Source organism: Flavonifractor sp. DFI.6.63 (assembly GCF_024462255.1).
GTDB classification, from domain to species: Bacteria; Bacillota; Clostridia; order Oscillospirales; family Oscillospiraceae; genus Lawsonibacter_A; species Lawsonibacter_A hominis.
Map to the genome: position 1 here is coordinate 45,881 of NZ_JANGBE010000002.1, position 17,615 is coordinate 63,495.

General features: G+C 56.2%; 17 protein-coding genes. All 17 read left to right on the top strand.

The window, feature by feature from the left end:
* Positions 1-23: 23 nt before the first annotated feature.
* The 17 genes from NE547_RS01095 to NE547_RS01175 all read left to right on the top strand — a co-directional run bounded on the left by NE547_RS01095 (position 24) and on the right by NE547_RS01175 (position 17,605).
* Positions 24-629, top strand: a complete 606-nt coding sequence (locus tag NE547_RS01095) for an MptD family putative ECF transporter S component (protein ID WP_256174534.1) — start codon at positions 24-26, stop codon at positions 627-629.
* A gap of 1 nt (position 630) precedes the next feature.
* Complete coding sequence (locus tag NE547_RS01100) at positions 631-1,305, top strand: energy-coupling factor transporter transmembrane protein EcfT (protein ID WP_256174535.1); 675 nt, start codon at positions 631-633, stop codon at positions 1,303-1,305.
* A 12-nt stretch (positions 1,306-1,317) separates the two neighbouring features.
* Positions 1,318-2,700: an ABC transporter ATP-binding protein gene (locus NE547_RS01105; protein WP_256174536.1), complete on the top strand. Its 1,383-nt coding sequence runs from the start codon at positions 1,318-1,320 to the stop codon at positions 2,698-2,700.
* 13 nt (positions 2,701-2,713) lie between these two features.
* Entirely contained in the window at positions 2,714-3,664 is a 951-nt protein-coding gene (locus NE547_RS01110; protein ID WP_256174537.1) for an AraC family transcriptional regulator, read from the top strand.
* Positions 3,665-3,788: 124 nt separating this feature from the next.
* Positions 3,789-5,558 carry an ABC transporter ATP-binding protein gene (locus NE547_RS01115; RefSeq protein WP_256174538.1) on the top strand — a complete coding sequence of 590 codons (1,770 nt, stop codon included), beginning with the start codon at positions 3,789-3,791 and terminating at the stop codon, positions 5,556-5,558.
* Between the two features lies 1 nt (position 5,559).
* Positions 5,560-7,308 (top strand): ABC transporter ATP-binding protein, encoded by a 1,749-nt coding sequence (locus NE547_RS01120; RefSeq protein ID WP_256174539.1) that lies wholly within the window; start codon positions 5,560-5,562, stop codon positions 7,306-7,308.
* Positions 7,305-7,703, top strand: coding sequence for a metal-dependent transcriptional regulator (locus NE547_RS01125; protein ID WP_256174540.1), 399 nt, complete (start codon positions 7,305-7,307; stop codon positions 7,701-7,703). Before NE547_RS01120 ends, NE547_RS01125 begins: the two co-directional genes overlap by 4 nt.
* 18 nt (positions 7,704-7,721) lie before the next feature.
* Entirely contained in the window at positions 7,722-8,018 is a 297-nt protein-coding gene (locus tag NE547_RS01130; RefSeq protein WP_305148429.1) for a response regulator transcription factor, read from the top strand.
* A 166-nt stretch (positions 8,019-8,184) separates the two neighbouring features.
* Positions 8,185-8,820, top strand: a complete 636-nt coding sequence (locus tag NE547_RS01135) for a TetR/AcrR family transcriptional regulator (protein WP_195456947.1) — start codon at positions 8,185-8,187, stop codon at positions 8,818-8,820.
* A complete protein-coding gene (locus tag NE547_RS01140; RefSeq protein WP_207737329.1) occupies positions 8,817-9,014 on the top strand; it encodes a cysteine-rich KTR domain-containing protein in 198 nt (65 codons plus the stop codon). The genes NE547_RS01135 and NE547_RS01140 overlap by 4 nt, the downstream gene beginning before the upstream one ends.
* Positions 9,015-9,093: 79 nt before the next feature.
* On the top strand, positions 9,094-10,854 hold the full coding sequence (locus NE547_RS01145) for an ABC transporter ATP-binding protein (protein WP_256174542.1): 1,761 nt from the start codon (positions 9,094-9,096) through the stop codon (positions 10,852-10,854).
* Positions 10,847-12,613: an ABC transporter ATP-binding protein gene (locus NE547_RS01150; RefSeq protein WP_256174543.1), complete on the top strand. Its 1,767-nt coding sequence runs from the start codon at positions 10,847-10,849 to the stop codon at positions 12,611-12,613. Before NE547_RS01145 ends, NE547_RS01150 begins: the two co-directional genes overlap by 8 nt.
* Positions 12,610-13,545 carry an ABC transporter permease gene (locus NE547_RS01155; RefSeq protein WP_256174544.1) on the top strand — a complete coding sequence of 312 codons (936 nt, stop codon included), beginning with the start codon at positions 12,610-12,612 and terminating at the stop codon, positions 13,543-13,545. The genes NE547_RS01150 and NE547_RS01155 overlap by 4 nt, the downstream gene beginning before the upstream one ends.
* Positions 13,542-14,360 (top strand): ABC transporter permease, encoded by an 819-nt coding sequence (locus tag NE547_RS01160; protein ID WP_256174545.1) that lies wholly within the window; start codon positions 13,542-13,544, stop codon positions 14,358-14,360. The genes NE547_RS01155 and NE547_RS01160 overlap by 4 nt, the downstream gene beginning before the upstream one ends.
* A gap of 2 nt (positions 14,361-14,362) precedes the next feature.
* On the top strand, positions 14,363-15,145 hold the full coding sequence (locus NE547_RS01165) for an ABC transporter ATP-binding protein (protein WP_256174546.1): 783 nt from the start codon (positions 14,363-14,365) through the stop codon (positions 15,143-15,145).
* On the top strand, positions 15,139-15,918 hold the full coding sequence (locus NE547_RS01170; RefSeq protein ID WP_138307982.1) for an ABC transporter ATP-binding protein: 780 nt from the start codon (positions 15,139-15,141) through the stop codon (positions 15,916-15,918). The genes NE547_RS01165 and NE547_RS01170 overlap by 7 nt, the downstream gene beginning before the upstream one ends.
* A 22-nt stretch (positions 15,919-15,940) precedes the next feature.
* Positions 15,941-17,605 carry an ABC transporter substrate-binding protein gene (locus tag NE547_RS01175; RefSeq protein WP_256174547.1) on the top strand — a complete coding sequence of 555 codons (1,665 nt, stop codon included), beginning with the start codon at positions 15,941-15,943 and terminating at the stop codon, positions 17,603-17,605.
* The last annotated feature ends 10 nt before the right edge of the window (positions 17,606-17,615 follow it).

The following is a 17,615-nucleotide window of genomic DNA, read 5'->3' on the forward strand; positions in this document are numbered from 1 at the left end:
CTAACCAAAAAGGAGAGAACATTATGTCTGAACCAGTCAAGGGCCGCGGGATGAGCGGCAAAGATGTCATTACCGTGGGGATTTTCTCCGCCATTTACTTTGTCATCAACTTTGCCTTTATGCTTCTGGGCGGGCTGCACCCGCTGCTTTGGATCTTGATGCCGGGCTTTATCGCTCTGTTTACCGGCATTCCATATCTCATGATGTGCGCCAAGGTGCAGAAGGTGGGCTCCGTCCTGCTGATGGGACTCATCACGGGCCTCATTTACTATGTCACAGGGCAATTCACCGTGGTGATCCTGGTGTCCTTCGTTCTGGCCTGCGGCATGGCTGAAATTACCCGTGTCATCACCCACTACCGGAGCATGGCCGGCAACCTGGTATCCTTTGTGCTGTTCTCTGTGGGCATGGTGGGCTCTCCGCTCCCGATCTGGCTGATGCGGGAGGACTTCCTGCGGCAGATCACAGAACAGGGGATGCCGGCGGACTATGTGAACACTCTGGCGGCCCTTTCCTCCAATGGGATGCTGATCGTTCTGTTCCTGGCTCCTGTTGTTGGAGCGGTCATCGGCGGCATCCTTGCCCGCGCCATGTTCCGCAAGCACTTTGAAAAGGCTGGCCTGGTGTAAGATGGGGAACGGAAAGAAATCGATCTTTGACCCGAGAGCTGGACTGTGGATTCTGATCGCCGCCAATATCATCGCGTTCAGCGACCATACTCTGTGGGTGGAACTGGCGCTGATCGCCCTGCTGCTGGCGTTGATGATCGTCCACAGAAGATTTACAATGGCAGTCAAATGGGCTGTTGGATATTGCGCCCTGCTGGTCTTTCAACAGGTGATCCTGCCGGCGTCGCCTATGATCATCGCCACCAGTTTTACCATCTTTGCCACCTATACCCGCCGGATGTTCCCCTGCCTGATGACCGGATCACTGATGTTGAAATGCACCCCTCTGCGCTACCTGATCGTAGGGCTGCGGCAGTTACATATTCCCCAGAAGCTGATCGTGGCTATTTCCGTGACGCTGCGGTACTTCCCCGCTATCCGGGAGGAAATCGGCCACATCCGGGACGCGATGAAGCTGCGGAATATCCGGGGGTTCAGCCGCTTAGAGTGTACAGTGATGCCCCTCATGGTGTCCGCTACGGAGACGGCGGAGGAGCTCTCCGCGGCGGCCGTGACCCGCGGAATCGAAAATCCAGCCCGAAAGACCAGCGCCGTGTCCCTGCGTCTAATGCCGGCGGACTTGATTGGGATGCTGTTGGTTCTGGCCTTGCTGATAGGCTCATTTGTGGTACAATAAGGGGGAGTGACAATGATAGGCTTGGAACAGGTTTCCTTTGGCTATGGAGAAAAACAGGAAACGCTTTCCCATGTCAGCGCCACTGTTGCCCGCGGAGAGTGCGTCCTGCTGTGCGGGGCCTCCGGCTGCGGAAAGACCACAGTGACGAAGCTGATCAACGGCCTGATCCCGGCTTTTACTCCCGGATGCCGTCTGGAGGGACGGGTGATGGTAAACAGGCTTGCGCCGCGGGAAACACCCATGTATGAACTGGCCCAGCGGGTAGGCTCTGTGTTTCAAAATCCAAAGTCCCAGTTTTTTAATCTGGACACCGACAGCGAACTGGCCTTTGGGCTGGAAAATGAGGGCCGTCCGCCGGAAGAGATCCGCCGCCGTGTAGAGCAGGTCGCGGAAACGCTGCATCTCCAGGAGCTGCGGGGAAAAAACATCTTTTCTCTGTCCGGCGGGCAAAAGCAGCTTCTGGCCTTTGGCTCCGTCTATGCCATGGGCCCCGAAATCTATGTGCTGGACGAGCCGACAGCCAATCTGGACCGGGAGGCCATTGCCCGGCTCCACGACCAGATCGCCGCTTTGAAGCGGCAGGGCTGCACAATCGTGGTGGCGGAGCATCGCCTGTACTTTCTCACCGATCTCATCGACCGGGCGTTTTATCTTCGGAGCGGGGGGCTGGAGCGCGTCTTCACCGGGGAGCAGTTTCGCAGCCTGCCAGACCCGGAGCGGGAGGCCCTGGGGCTGCGTACCCTGACCCCGGCGGTATGCACGCTCCCCGCTGTGGAATCGGCCGGCAGCGAAGAAGGGCTGTCTGTGGAGGGCTTAACCTGCAGCTTTCGCAAAGGAGCTCCCGTGTTCCGGGATCTGTCCTTTTCCGCCCGCCCCGGCGAGGTGGTGGCAATCACCGGACCCAACGGCGTGGGCAAGACCACACTTTCCCGCTGCCTTTGCGGGCTGCTGAAAGAACAAGCGGGACAAATTCTGCTGAACGGAAAGCCTCTGGATCGAAAAGGCCGCCAGCGGTCGGCTTTCTGTGTCATGCAGGATGTAAACCATCAGCTGTTCTCCGACAGCGTGTGGGGAGAGTGCCGGATGTCTGCGCCGGAGGCATCTGACAATCAGATTTCGGAGGTGCTGGACAGCCTCCACCTGCTGTCCTTTCGGGAGCGGCATCCGATGTCCCTCTCCGGGGGACAGAAGCAGAGGCTGGCAGTAGCTACGGCCCTGCTGTCGGAGAAGCCGGTGCTGATTTTTGACGAGCCCACCAGCGGTTTGGACTATGCCCGTATGGTGGAGGTGTCCGGGGTGATCCGCAGTCTGGCAAGGCATGGGCGGATCGTTCTGGTGGTTACCCATGACCAGGAATTCATGCAGAGAGCCTGTGACCGGGTGCTGCGATTGTAAAAGGAGAAATTTCATGCTGGAGCAAGTAATGGCAGACAACGGATTCCCTGTCCCGCTGGTGGAGGGTGGAAACTGCCGGGTCTTTCAGTTTCACAGCGGTACCGGAGAGGGGATCATGACACAATACGATCTGTTCCCCGGCGTATCCCTGATGTATAACGATTTCCATATGGAGAGCTATGATTCCGCGTTCCATACAACGGAGGATCTGCTGTGCATTGATTACTGCCGCCAGGGGCGCATGGAGTACCCTGCCGGCCCGGATGCGTACTCCTATGTGGAGGCAGGCGACCTGAAGCTGGACCGGCGGCTGGAGCACCAGGGCCATTTTACCTTCCCCCTTGCCCACTATCACGGGCTCACCGTTGGCTTTGCGCTCCCCCAGGCCGCCCAATCGCTGAAGGAGTGGATACGGGAATTTCCGGTGGATCTGGCCCGGCTCCAGAATAAATTCTGCTCCAGCCGCCATCCCAAGGTGCTCCATGGGGCGCCCTCTATTGATCACATTTTTCAGGAGCTCTACGCGGTGCCGGAGCAGATCAAGCTCCCTTATTTCCGCATCAAGGTGCTGGAATTGCTCCTGTATCTGGACGCGCTGGAGCTGCCAAAGGATGCGGAAAAGCCTTACTTCTATAAATCCCAGGTGGAAAAAGTGAAGGCTATCCATCGGTTATTGACGGGGGAGCTGGAACGCCACTATACGATTGCGGAATTGTCCGAACGGTTTTCTGTCCCGGCTACGGCACTGAAGGAGTGCTTCAAGTCGATTTATGGGCAGCCCATCAACACCTATATGCGTAATTTCCGCATGGACCAGGCCGCGCTTCTGCTCCAGCAGGAGCCTCAAATGGGAGTGGCAGAGATCGCTGGACGGGTAGGTTATGACAGCTCCAGCAAATTTGCCGCCGCATTCAAGGAAGTCAAGGGCAAGACGCCCCTGGAGTACCGGCGGGAAAGCCAATAAATTTTTCCGTCCAAACGGGACCAGACCGGCAGGACGGAGCGGACAGAGCGGTAAGAATCCCTTATAATTGTTGTAGTTAGCGCAAGCAAACTACAACGATTTTTCTTTGAGAGGAGTATTGCACATGAAGGAACGAACTTGGCTCGGTATCCTGCTCTCCTTCGCCGCACCCTGCCGGGGGAAGATGGCCGGGTCTGTGGTACTGGCTATTCTCAGTGTGGCCGGGGGCTTCGTACCGTATCTCGGCATTTATCAGATCATCCGGCTCTTTCTGGAGCGTCAGGCGGACTGGGAGGGCATTGTATTTTGGTGCGGCGTGTGTCTGGCTGGCTATGCCGTCAAGGTGGCGGGATATGCCCTGTCCACCATGCTGGCCCATGTATCCGCCTACACGATTTTGGAGGGCCTGCGCCTTCAGGTTGCGGACCGGCTGATGGGGGCGCCTCTGGGCGAGGTGGAAAGCCGGCCCATTGGCTCCATGAAAAGCACCATCGTGGACCGTATTGAAGATGTGGAGCCGCCTCTGGCTCACATGATCCCGGAACTCAGTTCCAATCTTCTGCTGCCTCTGGTCGTGGTCATCGCCATGTTCGCCATCGACTGGCGGATGGGCCTTGCCCTGCTGGTGACCATCCCGGTGGCGCTCATCCCCATGACCTTCGGGATGCGGACCTATAACAAGAATTACGCCGCCTACATGGAGGCCAACGCCCATGTGAACAGCGTGATCGTGGAATATGTAGAGGGCATTCAGGTGGTGAAAGCGTTCAGCCAGGGGGAGCGGTCCTATCAGAAATTTGCCCAAGCGGTGGCCTCCTTCCGGGATTTCACCATGGGATGGTTCCGCTGCACCTGGGCCTCCATGAATCTGTGCCTGTCCATTCTGCCGACCACCCTGCTGGGGACCCTGCCGGCGGGCGTCGCGCTCTATCAGGTGGGGATACTGGACCCGGCCCAAGTGACGCTCTGCCTGATGCTGGCCCTGGGAATCGTGTCCCCCCTGATGAGCGCCACCGCCTTCATCAACTCCATGAAAAGTATGCAGTTTGCAGTAAAGGACACCCGTGAACTGCTGAATTTGCCCCAGCTTGCGCAAGCGGAGCAGAATGTCCATCTGGAAGGCAGCAGCATCCAGATGCGGGATGTATCTTTTTCCTATGGCGGGACAGAGGGCAAGGAGGTGCTTCGCCATCTGAACTTGACCATCCCACAGGGAAAATTCACCGCCCTGGTGGGGCCGTCGGGCGGCGGAAAGTCTACCATCGCCCGGCTGACCGCCCGGTTTTGGGATGTGACGGGAGGCTCCATCACCCTGGGCGGACAGGACATCCGCAAGCTCCCGCTGAAGCAGCTCTCCCAGTCCATCAGCTTCGTCACCCAGGACAACTTCCTCTTTGACTGTTCTCTGAAAGAGAACATCCGGCTGGGGCGTCCGGGGGCCTCGGACGAGGAAGTGCTGGCGGCTGCTCAGGCGGCCCAGTGCGAAGAATTCATCGACCGGCTGGAGCATGGCTGGGATACGACGGCCGGAGACGCGGGCAAGCAGCTCTCCGGCGGAGAGCGTCAGCGCATCGCCATCGCCCGCGCCATTTTGAAGGACGCCCCCATTGTGATTTTGGACGAGGCGACCGCCTTCACCGATCCCGAGAACGAGGACAAGATTCAACGCTCCATTATGGCGCTTTCCAGGGGGAAAACGCTGCTGGTCATCGCCCACCGGCTCTCCACCATCCAGAACGCGGATCAGATCGTGGTGCTGGAGAAGGGGAGCGTTGCAGACTGTGGCACACAGGAAGAACTGCTGGGCCGCTGCCCGCTGTATCAGACCCTTTGGACGGCCCATGTGGGGGCACGAAACTGGGCGGTCACATCCGGCAAAAAGGAGGGGAATTGAGATGTTTCACAGCGTAGGACGCATTATGGGATGGGCAAAGAACTATCGAAAGCGAATGATTCTGGGCTTTGTGTGCTCGTTTTTTGCAACATGGTGTACCGCGGGGCCGGTGATGCTGGCGGCCTGGGCCCTGGGGCGGATGATCGGGAACGCTTGGGGGGAAAATGAGCTTTCCGGCTCTCTCCCATGGCTGTGCTTATCCGGCATCGTCGTTCTGATCCTGCTGCGGTTCTTCTTCACCTATTGGAAAAACCGGCTTCAGGAGAGTATCGGCACGGAACGGGCGGCAGAGCAGCGGATGGAACTGGGAGATGTGCTGAAACGGGTGTCCCTTGGGTACTTTGCCAAAAACAATCTGGGGGACATTTTGGCGGCGCTCACCACGGAACTGAGCACGCTGGAACTCCAGAGTATGAAGATGGTGGACGCGGTGGTAAACGGCTATATTCAGGTAGCCGTGATCCTGCTGTGCGTGGCGATTTTCTGCCCGCCCGCCGCGCTGGTGGCGCTGATCGGCGTGCTGGTGTCCGCCTTTGCCCTGCGGGGGATTGGCCGTCAGAGCGCCCGCACCGCTCCTGTGAGCCACCGGGCTCAGGAGGCATTGTCCGGCGCGGCCGTCGAATACATCCACGGCCTGCCGGTGGTGAAATCCTTTGGGCAGGACGGGGTTTCCGTTCAGCGGTTCCGGGACGCCTGCCGGGACAATAAGGCCATCCGTATCAAAAACGAGTTTGGGTTCGTCCCCTGGAACTGCCTGCATCTGTTCGCTCTGCGGGCGGCATCCGTGGGGCTTGTGCTCGCTGCGGGCCAGCAGGCTTTGGCAGGCGCTTTACCGCTCCCGTATTTCCTGATGATCGCCCTGTTCTCCTTCACCATTTTCGGCAGTGTGGAGGCCATCAATGACGCGGCACACATCCTGTCGGTGACAGATTCGGTGCTGGATCGGCTGGAGGAACTGGAACATACGGATTTCATTGACAAGGGCGGGAAAGAGGTCAGGCCGGAGCAGTTCGATGTGTCCCTCTCCCATGTATCCTTCGGGTATGGGAGCCGCGAGGTGCTCCACGATGTAACCTTTACCGCACCCCAGGGGACCACTACCGCCATTGTGGGGCCGTCTGGCTCCGGCAAGAGCACGATATGCAATCTGGTGGCCCGCTTCTATGACGCGGATCGCGGCTCCGTTTCGGTGGGCGGCCACGATGTGAAAGAATTTACCTGCGAAAGCCTGCTGCGAAATATCTCCATGGTCTTTCAGAATGTGTATCTCTTCCAGGACAGTGTGGAGAACAATATCAAATTCGGCTGCCCCGATGCCACCCATGAGCAGGTGGTGGCTGCCGCAAAAGCTGCCTGCTGCCATGACTTCATCTCGGCCCTGCCGAACGGCTATGATACCGTGATTGGAGAGGGCGGCTCCACCCTTTCCGGAGGAGAGAAGCAGCGCATTTCCATTGCCCGGGCCATTTTGAAAGACGCCCCTATCGTCATCCTTGATGAAGCGACCGCCAGCGTAGACCCGGAGAATGAACACCTGATCCAACAGGCTCTGTCCGCTTTGACAAAGGGGAAAACCATCCTCACCATCGCCCACCGGCTGGCTACCATCCAGCACGCGGATCAGATTCTGGTGGTGGAGGATGGCCGTATCGCCCAGCGGGGTACCCATGCGGAACTGATGGCCCAGGGCGGCTTGTACAGGAGATTCATTGAGATTCGGGAACAGGCCGAGGGCTGGAGATTGGCGTGAAGAAAAGAGTGAAACGACAACACGGCACATCACTTCATGCCTCCGGCGAAGACTATCTGGAGGCCGTATTGGTACTTCAAAAAGAAAAAAGAATGGTGCGCTCCGTAGATGTAGCACGACATCTTGGGGTTTCCAAGCCTAGCGTAAGTCATGCAGTGGCTATCTTGAAGGAGGGCGGTTTCCTCACCATGGACGGGGACTTCTTCCTCCGTCTGACAGATGTGGGCCGGGAGGTAGCCGAGCAGACCTACGAAAAACACTGCTTCTTTACCCGCTTGTTGACGGAAGCAGGTGTCGATCCAAAAACAGCGGAACGGGATGCCTGCCGCATGGAGCATGTGATTAGCGAGAATAGCTTTCGGCATCTAAAGCAAAGTATGGACAAAAAGAAATAGTCGCGGGAGGTGAAGCTGTTGACGGGGGTAGCTGTACTGCAATATGGGAATTTGCGTATTGACCCCAATGAACGCAGGGTCTATATAAATGAACAAGTTGTGGAGTTGACCACAATGGAGTTCAATATCTTATACTGTCTGGCCTTACATCCTGGCTGGACCTTTACCCGGGAACAGCTTTACCGATATGCGATGTCCGATGATTTTGCCTCTGGCCCTGAAAGCGTTACCAGCAGGATCTACAAGATACGGAAAAAACTAAATATCAATGCGATTCAAACTGTGCATGGGTATGGTTATCGCTTTGAAAAGTAAAAAAGGGGTTGGTGCATCAAATCGTAGGTGTACCACCCCTTTTTATAGTACTTGCATATAAGGAAAGCGTTGCCGAAAGAGTTCTCGCTATTGACGAATAAATCAATTTGTGCTATATTAAAACCGTTAGATTGAAACCAACGGTTTTGAACTTTGGGGGTGACACATGGCAAAGCGTGTAGCAGGAGTAACAGAAAAGTTGGTGGAAGCAGCCAAGCAGGAGTTCCTAAAAAACGGATATGAGCGGGCTTCCTTACAGACGATTGCAGAAAAGGCTGGCTCCAGCAAAGGGGCGATCTACATCCGCTATCCGGACAAAGAGAGCCTGTACCGTTCCCTTGTACAGCCTGCCATGGATGATTTTTGTGGTCTGATTCAATCAACCTTAGAGCAGTTTAACCAGTTGCCCGGAGTCGAACAGACCAGTCAAATGTATTCCTTCTCCGACCACGGTTTTTGGGCCTCTGTGGACTATATCTACGATCATTTCGATGAGTTCAAGCTGCTTTTAACCAGTGGAGAGAACAGTACATATCAGGAATTCCTCCATCGGATCGTGGAACTGGACAACCAATGCACCATGCGCTATATTCAAGCATCCGGGAACGACGCAATCTCCAGCGGGCGCCTTACACCGGAGCTGGGCCATCTGCTGTCCAGCGCCTTTTATACCGGGATGTTCGAGGTAGTCATCCATGATATGCCAAAGGATCAGGCAGTCGAGCATATCCAAAGGATGCGGCGTTTTTACACCGCCGGCTGGAAAACCATCTTCTTCGGAGATGGAGGTGAAAACCATTGAGCGGGTGGATTGACCGAAGCGGCTGGATTCACTGCCCTACCTGCGGCAACAAGACCCGCACCAAGGTGAATCCAGACACCGTTCTAAAGCGTTTTCCGCTTTTCTGTCCCAAATGCGGAAAGGAACACATCGTTGATGTGCAGGGACAAAACATCATATTGTCAGAGCCAGACGCAAAGACGCAGAGCCGATGATTTACAGGATAATCCTGTGGGTTGTCGGCCTTTTTCTTTGTTGATTGGTTAGAAGTCGCTAACTTGTAGGAGGGATACGATGCAGAAACAAAGGAAGCCATTTAGTTTGATGGCATTTATCAGACCGCACCGAGCGGGTTTTATTACCTCCACTGTTCTTGCTGTTCTCAGCGTGACCAGCGGGATGATACCATACTTTGCTGTGGCAAGAATGGTCAACCTGCTTATTTCTGGTGAAAAGAACTTTTCGATTTATCTGACCTGGGGAGCAGTTGCCCTGATTGCCTATCTGCTCAAGTCTGTTCTTCACGGCATCTCCACCCGGTGCTCCCATGAGGCCACTTTCTATGTGCTGTCGGAGCTGCGACGAGCCGTGGCGGATAAGCTGACCCGCGTTTCCATGGGCTATCTGACCGATACGCCATCGGGCCGCCTGAAAACAACTATGGTGGAGCGTGTGGAGCAAATGGAGGTCCCGCTGGCCCACATCATTCCGGAAATGACCTCTAACCTGCTGGTTCCTATCGCCATTGTGGTCTACCTCTTTCTCTTGGACTGGCGCATGGCGTTGGTGTCGCTTATCACAATTCCCATCGGGATGCTCTGTTACATGGCTCAGATGAAAGAGTACCCGAAAAAGTATGGTGCGGTCGTTCAAGCCAGTAAGCACATGAGTGCCACCACAGTAGAGTACATAGGCGGCATTGAAGTCATCAAGGCGTTCAATCAGAGTGCGGCTTCCTATGGAAAGTTCACGCAGGCCGTACGGCAGAGCGCGGACCTCATGCTGGACTGGATGAAGTCCACGCAGGGCTACTCCGCCCTGATGATGACCATTTGGCCCGCTGTGCTGATTGGTGTGCTGCCTATTGGATGTGTCTTTTATAGGAATGGCAGTCTGACCGCCCCGGACTTTATCACCATTGCAATCCTGTCCCTCGGTATTGTAGGCCCATTGGTAGCAGCGATCTTTTTGACCGATGATTTCTCCAAAATTGCGACCATCACTGGGGAAATCGGCGCTGTGCTGTCCGAGCCGGATCTGGAGCGGCCTGCGCAGAGAAAAGAGTTGCATGGGCTGGACATTGACCTGCGGGATGTGACATTCGCTTACAAAGATAAGCAGGTTTTGAACGGCGTCACGCTGAATATCCGGCAAGGCACGACCACCGCGCTGGTGGGTCCGTCCGGCTCCGGTAAATCGACCATCGTCAAGCTCATCGCCTCCTATTGGGACGCAGGTGGCGGGAGCATCACCATCGGCGGAGAGGATGTGAAAAAACTGCCGCCGGAGCAGGTAATGGACCTCATCGGATATGTCTCCCAAGACAACTTTCTGTTCAATATCTCCGTTCGGGAAAACATCCGCATGGGACGGCCGGAGGCCACCGACGATGAAGTGGAGGCTGTGGCGAAGGCATCCGGCTGTCATGAATTCATCATGGGCCTGGACCACGGGTATGACACTGTGGTGGGCGGCGCAGGCGGACACCTCTCCGGCGGGGAGCGCCAGCGGGTCGCTATTGCGCGGGCCATGATGAAAAACGCCCCGATTGTGATTTTGGATGAGGCGACTTCCTACACGGACCCCGAGAACGAGGCGGTGCTTCAGGACGCCATCGGCAGGCTGACCCGTGGAAAGACGCTCATCGTCATCGCCCACCGCCTGAGCACCATCACTGATGCAGACCAAATCGCCGTGGTGGAACAGGGAAAAATCCTGGACGCGGGAACGCATGACGAACTGCTGAAGCGGTGTCCCCTCTACGCGCAGATGTGGGCGGCCCACACGCAGGCGAAAGATGCGGACATGAGAAAAGGAGGTGGCAAGCATGTTTGACGCATATAAACGGTTTTTCCGCTTTGCCGGGGAGCAGAAAGGTACCTGGTATAAGGGAATGGCCTTTGAACTGCTGCGGAGCATTTTTGAGGCTTTGCAGTTTGTGGCGCTGCTGGTCGTGCTCCGCGCCCTGGTAGAGCAGAACATGACCGGGGCCACCCCATGGATGGCCTTTGGGATCATGGCGGTCAGCGTGGCCGGAGCCGCCCTGTGCTGGTATCTGGCCCACAACAGCGAGGGGCACGCCAATTACCGGATGTGCGCGGAAAAGCGCATCCATATCGGGGAGCGCATGAAGTATATGCCCATGGGCTACTTCAACGCCCAGAGCCTGGGCAGCCTCACCGCGGCGGCCACCTCCACCATGGAGGACCTGGAGAGTATGTCCTTTGCGGTGATCGCCCGGACGGTGGTGGGCATGATTCGGACCACCATCTTCTCTTTGGCGATCCTGTGCTTTGATTGGCGCATCGGGCTGGTATTCCTGCTTGGTATGCTCCTGTTCCTCTGGGTCAACTCACTTTTGCTGAAGAAATCCAGAGAGTTATCTCCGGGGCGGCTGGCAGCCCAGACAAGGCTGGTGGACGCTGTGCTGGAATACATACAGGGCATGAGCGTGGTGCGCGCTTTCCATGGAGACAAAGCGGCCAATCAGACGCTGAACCGCACGATTGAGGAGACGGAACAGCAGAATTTCAAGCTGGAGCGCAAGCGTATTCCCTACAATGTGTTGGAGCAGATCGTCCTGCGCGTCACGGCGGTGGCGGCGATTCTGCTCTCAATCTGGTTTTTCCTGCAAGGCAGTATGACCCTCTTTACCTGCCTGATGGTGGTGGTTTCCGCTTTCCTGGTATATAGCGAGCTGGAGTCTGCCGGGGAGATGTTCTTTATGCTGCCCATGATCGACGCCTCCATCGACCGGGTGGAGGAAATCGACCGCGCTCCACGGATGGACGAGGGCGGCTCGGTACAGACGCCGAAACACTGCGGTATTTCCTTCGAGCATGTGGACTTTTCCTATGGAGAGCGAAAAATCATCCGCGATGTCAGCTTTACCATACCGGAAGGGACAACCACTGCCATCGTGGGGCCCTCCGGCTCCGGCAAGACCACCCTCACCAGTCTTATGGCAAGGTTTTGGGATGTGGACAGCGGCGCGGTCAAGCTGGGCGGCATTGATGTGAAGGACTATGCGCTGGATAGTTTGATGCGCAATTTCAGCATGGTCTTTCAGCGCGTGTACCTGTTCAACGACAGCATTGAGAACAACATCAAGTTCGGTAAGCCGGACGCCACCCATGAGGAGGTGGTGGCCGCAGCAAAGGCGGCCCGGTGCCATGAGTTCATCACTGCCCTGCCGGACGGCTACGATACTATCATCGGTGAGAGCGGCGCCACGATCTCCGGAGGGGAACGCCAGCGGCTCTCCATCGCACGGGCCATGCTCAAGGACGCGCCGATCATCATTTTGGACGAAGCCACGGCCAATGTTGACCCCGAGAACGAGGCGGAGCTGCAGGAGGCGGTCAAGGCCCTGACCGCCGGGAAAACTCTGGTTATGATCGCACACCGGATGAAAACCGTCCAGGAGGCAGATCAGATTCTGGTAGTGGATCAAGGGCGGATTGTGCAGCGGGGCCGCCATGCGGAACTGATGCAGCAGGGCGGTATCTATGCGGATTTTGTCTGCTCCCGGAGATCCGCAGAATCGTGGCGTATTGCGGAGCGGAAAAGTAACGAGGTTAAAGCGGAGGTATGAGCAAGAAACTATTGGCCCGGATCGGCCTGCTGGTGATTGTCCTGTTCGGCGTCACGATCCTGACTTTCTTTTATACCAACCTATCCCCGGTAGACGCGGCCGAGGCGCTGGCAGTGCGCCGTTACAACCGTCCCACCCCGCAGCAGGTTGAACTGGTGCGGGGAGAACTTGGGCTCGATCAGCCGATTCTCCAGCAGTACGGCTCCTGGCTGTGGAACGCTCTGCATGGGGATTTCGGAAACTCCTATAACACCGGGCGGCCGATTGTGGAAGAACTGTCGTCTTCCATCCGGCCCACCCTGATTATGGCTGCCATGGCGCTCCTGTTTGCCACTCTGCTCAGTATTCCGCTGGGGGTGCTGTCCGCCAGCAGAAAAGGCGGCTTGGCGGATCGGAGCATCTACCTGTTCGGCATCATCTGTATGTCTCTGCCGAATTATTGGATCGGCTTCATGCTCCTGCTTGCCTTCGCGGTTTATATCCCTATTTTCAGCATTATGGGAGCGGATAGCCTGAAGGATTTCATTCTTCCGGCCCTGGCGCTGGCTATTCCTATGGCCGCCGGCAACATCCGTGTGTTTCGATCCTCACTTCTGGATGGGTACAACAGCGATTTTGTCCTGTATGCCAGGGCCCGGGGCGTATCGGAGTGGAAAATCGCCAATCTGGTGAGCCGGTTTGCGCTGCCGCCGCTGATCACCATGCTGGCGCAGAGCTTCGGCTTTATGATTGCAGGCAGCGCCATGGTGGAAAGCGTGTTCTCCATCCCGGGGCTGGGGTCCATGCTGGTCACTGCGTTGGGAGCCAGAGATACCATTACCATCAATGCGTGTGTACTGCTCACCGCCGTCATTTTCGTCCTGGTCAATTTTATCGCGGACTGCGTGAACGCGCTTCTAAACCCGCAGAGCCAGAAGGGAGGCGGCCTATGATCCGCAAAATCATGCACCGCCCGCAGGCCGTCCTCGGTCTTGCCATGATGCTTCTCGTGTTTCTTGTGATGCTGCTGGCCCCGGTCTTTGCGCCCAATGATCCGATGCAGCTGAATGTGGCTCATAGCTTCGCCCAGCCGGACGCACAGTATCCCCTTGGAACGGATGAGCTTGGACGCTGCATCCTCTCCCGCCTGATCTACGGGGCCAGGGCTTCTCTGAGTATCGCGCTGCCCACACTGCTGTTGCTGGCGGTTATCAGCACCGTGGTGGCTACCCTGTGCGCCTACATCGGCGGGGCACTGGACCGCATATTTGAAGTGGTCTCCAATATTTTTATGGCCTTTCCCCCGTTCCTCGTTGCCATCACCCTGGTGGGGCTCTTTGAGTCAAAAGCGGCCAGCATCGTCCTGTCTATCGTAATCGCCATGTGGGTCTGGAACGCGAGGGTGGTCCGCACCCATGTGCTTCGGGAGCGGAATCAGCCCTATGTGATCACCTGCCGGATGTCCGGCTGTTCGGAGTTGCGCATTGTGTTCCGGCATATCATCCCCAATATTCTGCCGCATCTTCTGGTTTTGTACAGTACAGGGCTGTCCTCCATCATCATTATGATCTCCAGTTATGCCTTTCTCGGCTTAGGGCTGGAAACAGGGACGGCGGAATGGGGCGCCATGTTTGTAAATGCCAATAAGCTGATGTTCAGCCATCCGCAGTTCCTGGTCTATCCTGGGCTCTGCATTCTGTTTGCCGCGGCAGGGTTTAACCTGTTCGGGGAGGCCCTGCGGGACATCTGCGCACCGAGGGAGGGATAGCTATGCTGACAGTTACCAATCTATCCATCCGTACAAAGCAGACAAAGGAAACCCTTGTGCACTCCGTCAGCTTCTCCGTAAAAAGCGGAGAGGCCCTTGGCCTGATTGGGGAGAGCGGCAGCGGAAAGAGCATGACCAGCAAGTGCATTATGCGGCTGTTGAATCCACGGCTTTTTGACCTGCACGGAAGCGTGAAATGGAACGGGAAAGAAATGCTTGCGGTGAAGCTGAATGAGTTGGACGGCTATCGGGGCAAGCAGATCAGTATGATCCCGCAAAATCCCATGACCGCCTTTGCGCCCATGCTCAAGCTGGGAAAACAGATGGAACTGGGCTTTTCGCTGAAAGGACGCAGGGAACGGACGCAGTTTCGGGGGCGGCTGGTAGCCGCGCTTGCGGATGTCAATTTGCCCGATGCGGAAAAAATTATCAACAGCTATCCCCATGAATTGTCCGGCGGCACGCTGCAGCGCGTGATGATTGCCCTGACGATTCTGCAGCGTCCGGAACTGATCATTGCAGACGAAATTACCACCGCTGTTGACGCGGCCAGCGAATACCTCATTCTGAATGAATTGGAGAAGCTGAGGCGGGCCGGCGTCTCCATGATTGTGGTGACCCATGACTTTGGCGTGGCGGCGAGACTGTGCGACCGCGTAGCCGTTATGAAAGCCGGCGGGATCATCGAGGAAGGAAAAACGCGGGAGGTATTTTCTGCCCCACAGCACGAATATACCAGGCAGCTTGTGCAGGCAAGCGTACTCTTTCAGGAGGGACTATGCTGAAAGCGGAACATATCACAAAACAATATCAGATCCCAGGCGGCGGGCATACCGTGTTCGATGCGGTTTCGGATGTCTCCATAGAGCTTGGAGATGGAGGCGTGGCCGCCATCGTGGGAGAGAGCGGGAGCGGCAAGAGCACTTTAGCCAGAGTGCTGTCCTATGTGGAGCGGCCGGACGGTGGGCGGGTGTTTCTGGATGGTCTGGAGGTGTCCGCCTGCAGAAGAAAGGGACTCCACGCTGTAAGAGGTAAGGTCCAGCTTGTGATGCAGAACGCTTTGGGGTCTTTAGACCCTCACCAGAGCGTGGGGTCTATTCTGGAGGAGCCCCTGCATCTGCTGTTCCACATGGGGGCGGAGGAACGAAAACAGCGGTGTCTTGAACTGCTGGACATGGCCCGGCTGGAACGGGACACACTCCGCCGCCGGCCGGATGAACTCTCCGGTGGACAGCAAAAACGGCTGTGTATTGCCCGCGCTCTGGCCGCCCAGCCCCAACACATTATCTTTGACGAGTCCTTCAGCGGATTGGATGTCACGCTGAAAAAGCAGGTGCTGGATTTTCTGAAGGAGCTTCAATCGGAACTTCAGATCAGTTTTCTGGTGATTACCCACGATCTGGACACCGCCATGTATATGGCTGGCACGATCCATGTCATGCGCAGGGGCAAAATTATCGAAACGCTTGAGCACCCCAGGAGCTTCTCTGATTTTCAGGAGCCCTATTCACAAGAGCTTGTAAAGGCAGTCCGCTCCAAGCGGAGGGCCTTGCAATAAATCAAAAAAGGAGAATAACAGCATGAAAAAGTTCTTGTCCCTTCTGCTGACCGGCGTTATGAGCGCCATGCTTCTTGCCGGCTGCGGAAACACCGCAAATGATCCAGGCCCTGCTTCTTCCTCAACACCGCCTGCCGTCGAGGAGGAACGGTCCATCACCATTGCGCAAAGCGCCAATTTCTCCATGGGATTTGCCCCCGGCGTGCAGTCCTATGAGGCCACCTATTACATGAACAATTTTTATGAGGGACTGGTCGAATACCGGGACGGTGAGTACCTGCCCTGCCTGGCGACAGACTGGGCTGCCTCGGATGACGGCCTCACCTATACTTTCCATCTGCGGGACGATGTGCAGTTCAATGACGGCACCGCCTTCAATGCTGAGGCGGTCAAGCTCTATTTCGACAATATGAAGCCGGTAATTGGCACCAGTGCCAATTATGGTCAGCTTGACATGCTGACCACTGAAATCACAGTGGATGACGAGTACACTGTCTCCTTCCACCTGAGCCGGCCTTATTACAATGTCCTGAACGATCTTTCCATGGTGATGCCCCGCGGTATCCTTTCCGCAGCAGCATTCAATGAGGACGGCTCTCTGAATACCGAATACCTGATGACCCACACTCCAGGCACCGGCCCGTATATGTTTGAGAGCGTGAATGAAACCGCAACGGAATACACCTTTGTGAAAAACCCGAACTATTGGGGCGAGGAGCCGGATGTAGACCGCTTTACCGTAAAGGTGATTCCAGAGTCCAAGGTTGCCGCCATGCGGGCCGGCGAGGTTGACTTCATCATGGGGTCTGATACGCTGGACGCCAATTCCTATCTGGAGCTGTCTCAAGTGGAGGGAATCACCGGCGTGATCTCTGACTTTAACTTTGTGACGGAATTTATCGCGCTGAACGATGAGGTGGCGCCGCTGGATGATCTGAATGTCCGCACAGCCATCCAGATGGCGATTGACAAGGAATCTATCGCGCAGAATATTTACTCCGGTCTGCGTACAAAGGCGGATTCGGTGATGCCTGCGGATATGCCCTACTGCACCGCCACGGTGTCCACCCCGGACTACGACATGGATGGGGCGATTGCCTTGCTGGAGGACTCCGGCTGGGTCGATTCCAATGGGGACGGCATCCGGGAGAAGGCCGGAACGGCGCTTTCCTTTACGATCACCTACCCCTCTACGGGCGTTTATGACAACATGGTGCTCTTTTTCCAGAGTTCTATGGCCGAACTGGGAATTGAGATCAAGACCAATCCCATCGACCTGATGGCCTTCATGCAGCAGGTGTTCATGGAGGACAACTACGAGATGACCGCCTACATGAGCTACTGGTTCCCTTATGACCCATACACCTTCGTGGCAAATATGTATCCGTCTACTGACTATGCTGACCCCAGCGGTATCTACTCTACCGATCCGCAGGTCGCAAAGGCCTTGGCTACCATGAGCGACGAGGAAGCCAAGGAATTGATTGGCGGGCTTTACAATACAGACGATCCCGCGGTCGTTCAGGAGATCTATACTGCGGCGCTGGACTCCGCCAATGAGAGCAGTGTGGTGATTCCGCTCAATTACAGAAACGAATATGCCGTATTTAACAACGAAGTAATTGAATCTTATACTTTCAACAGTATTCCAAACCATGTGGATGTTGCGGCGATCCATCTGAAATAAGGGAGGTATC

Excerpts from the sequence above, each read along its gene's own strand:
- NE547_RS01115 (WP_256174538.1), top strand. The coding sequence starts at position 3,789 with ATGAAGGAACGAACTTGGCTCGGTATCCTGCTCTCCTTCGCCGCACCC.
- NE547_RS01150 (WP_256174543.1), top strand. The coding sequence starts at position 10,847 with ATGTTTGACGCATATAAACGGTTTTTCCGCTTTGCCGGGGAGCAGAAA.
- NE547_RS01110 (WP_256174537.1), top strand. The coding sequence starts at position 2,714 with ATGCTGGAGCAAGTAATGGCAGACAACGGATTCCCTGTCCCGCTGGTG.
- NE547_RS01120 (WP_256174539.1), top strand. The coding sequence starts at position 5,560 with ATGTTTCACAGCGTAGGACGCATTATGGGATGGGCAAAGAACTATCGA.
- NE547_RS01175 (WP_256174547.1), top strand. The coding sequence starts at position 15,941 with ATGAAAAAGTTCTTGTCCCTTCTGCTGACCGGCGTTATGAGCGCCATG.
- NE547_RS01095 (WP_256174534.1), top strand. The coding sequence starts at position 24 with ATGTCTGAACCAGTCAAGGGCCGCGGGATGAGCGGCAAAGATGTCATT.
- NE547_RS01155 (WP_256174544.1), top strand. The coding sequence starts at position 12,610 with ATGAGCAAGAAACTATTGGCCCGGATCGGCCTGCTGGTGATTGTCCTG.
- NE547_RS01100 (WP_256174535.1), top strand. The coding sequence starts at position 631 with ATGGGGAACGGAAAGAAATCGATCTTTGACCCGAGAGCTGGACTGTGG.
- NE547_RS01160 (WP_256174545.1), top strand. The coding sequence starts at position 13,542 with ATGATCCGCAAAATCATGCACCGCCCGCAGGCCGTCCTCGGTCTTGCC.
- NE547_RS01105 (WP_256174536.1), top strand. The coding sequence starts at position 1,318 with ATGATAGGCTTGGAACAGGTTTCCTTTGGCTATGGAGAAAAACAGGAA.
- NE547_RS01170 (WP_138307982.1), top strand. The coding sequence starts at position 15,139 with ATGCTGAAAGCGGAACATATCACAAAACAATATCAGATCCCAGGCGGC.
- NE547_RS01165 (WP_256174546.1), top strand. The coding sequence starts at position 14,363 with ATGCTGACAGTTACCAATCTATCCATCCGTACAAAGCAGACAAAGGAA.
- NE547_RS01135 (WP_195456947.1), top strand. The coding sequence starts at position 8,185 with ATGGCAAAGCGTGTAGCAGGAGTAACAGAAAAGTTGGTGGAAGCAGCC.
- NE547_RS01145 (WP_256174542.1), top strand. The coding sequence starts at position 9,094 with ATGCAGAAACAAAGGAAGCCATTTAGTTTGATGGCATTTATCAGACCG.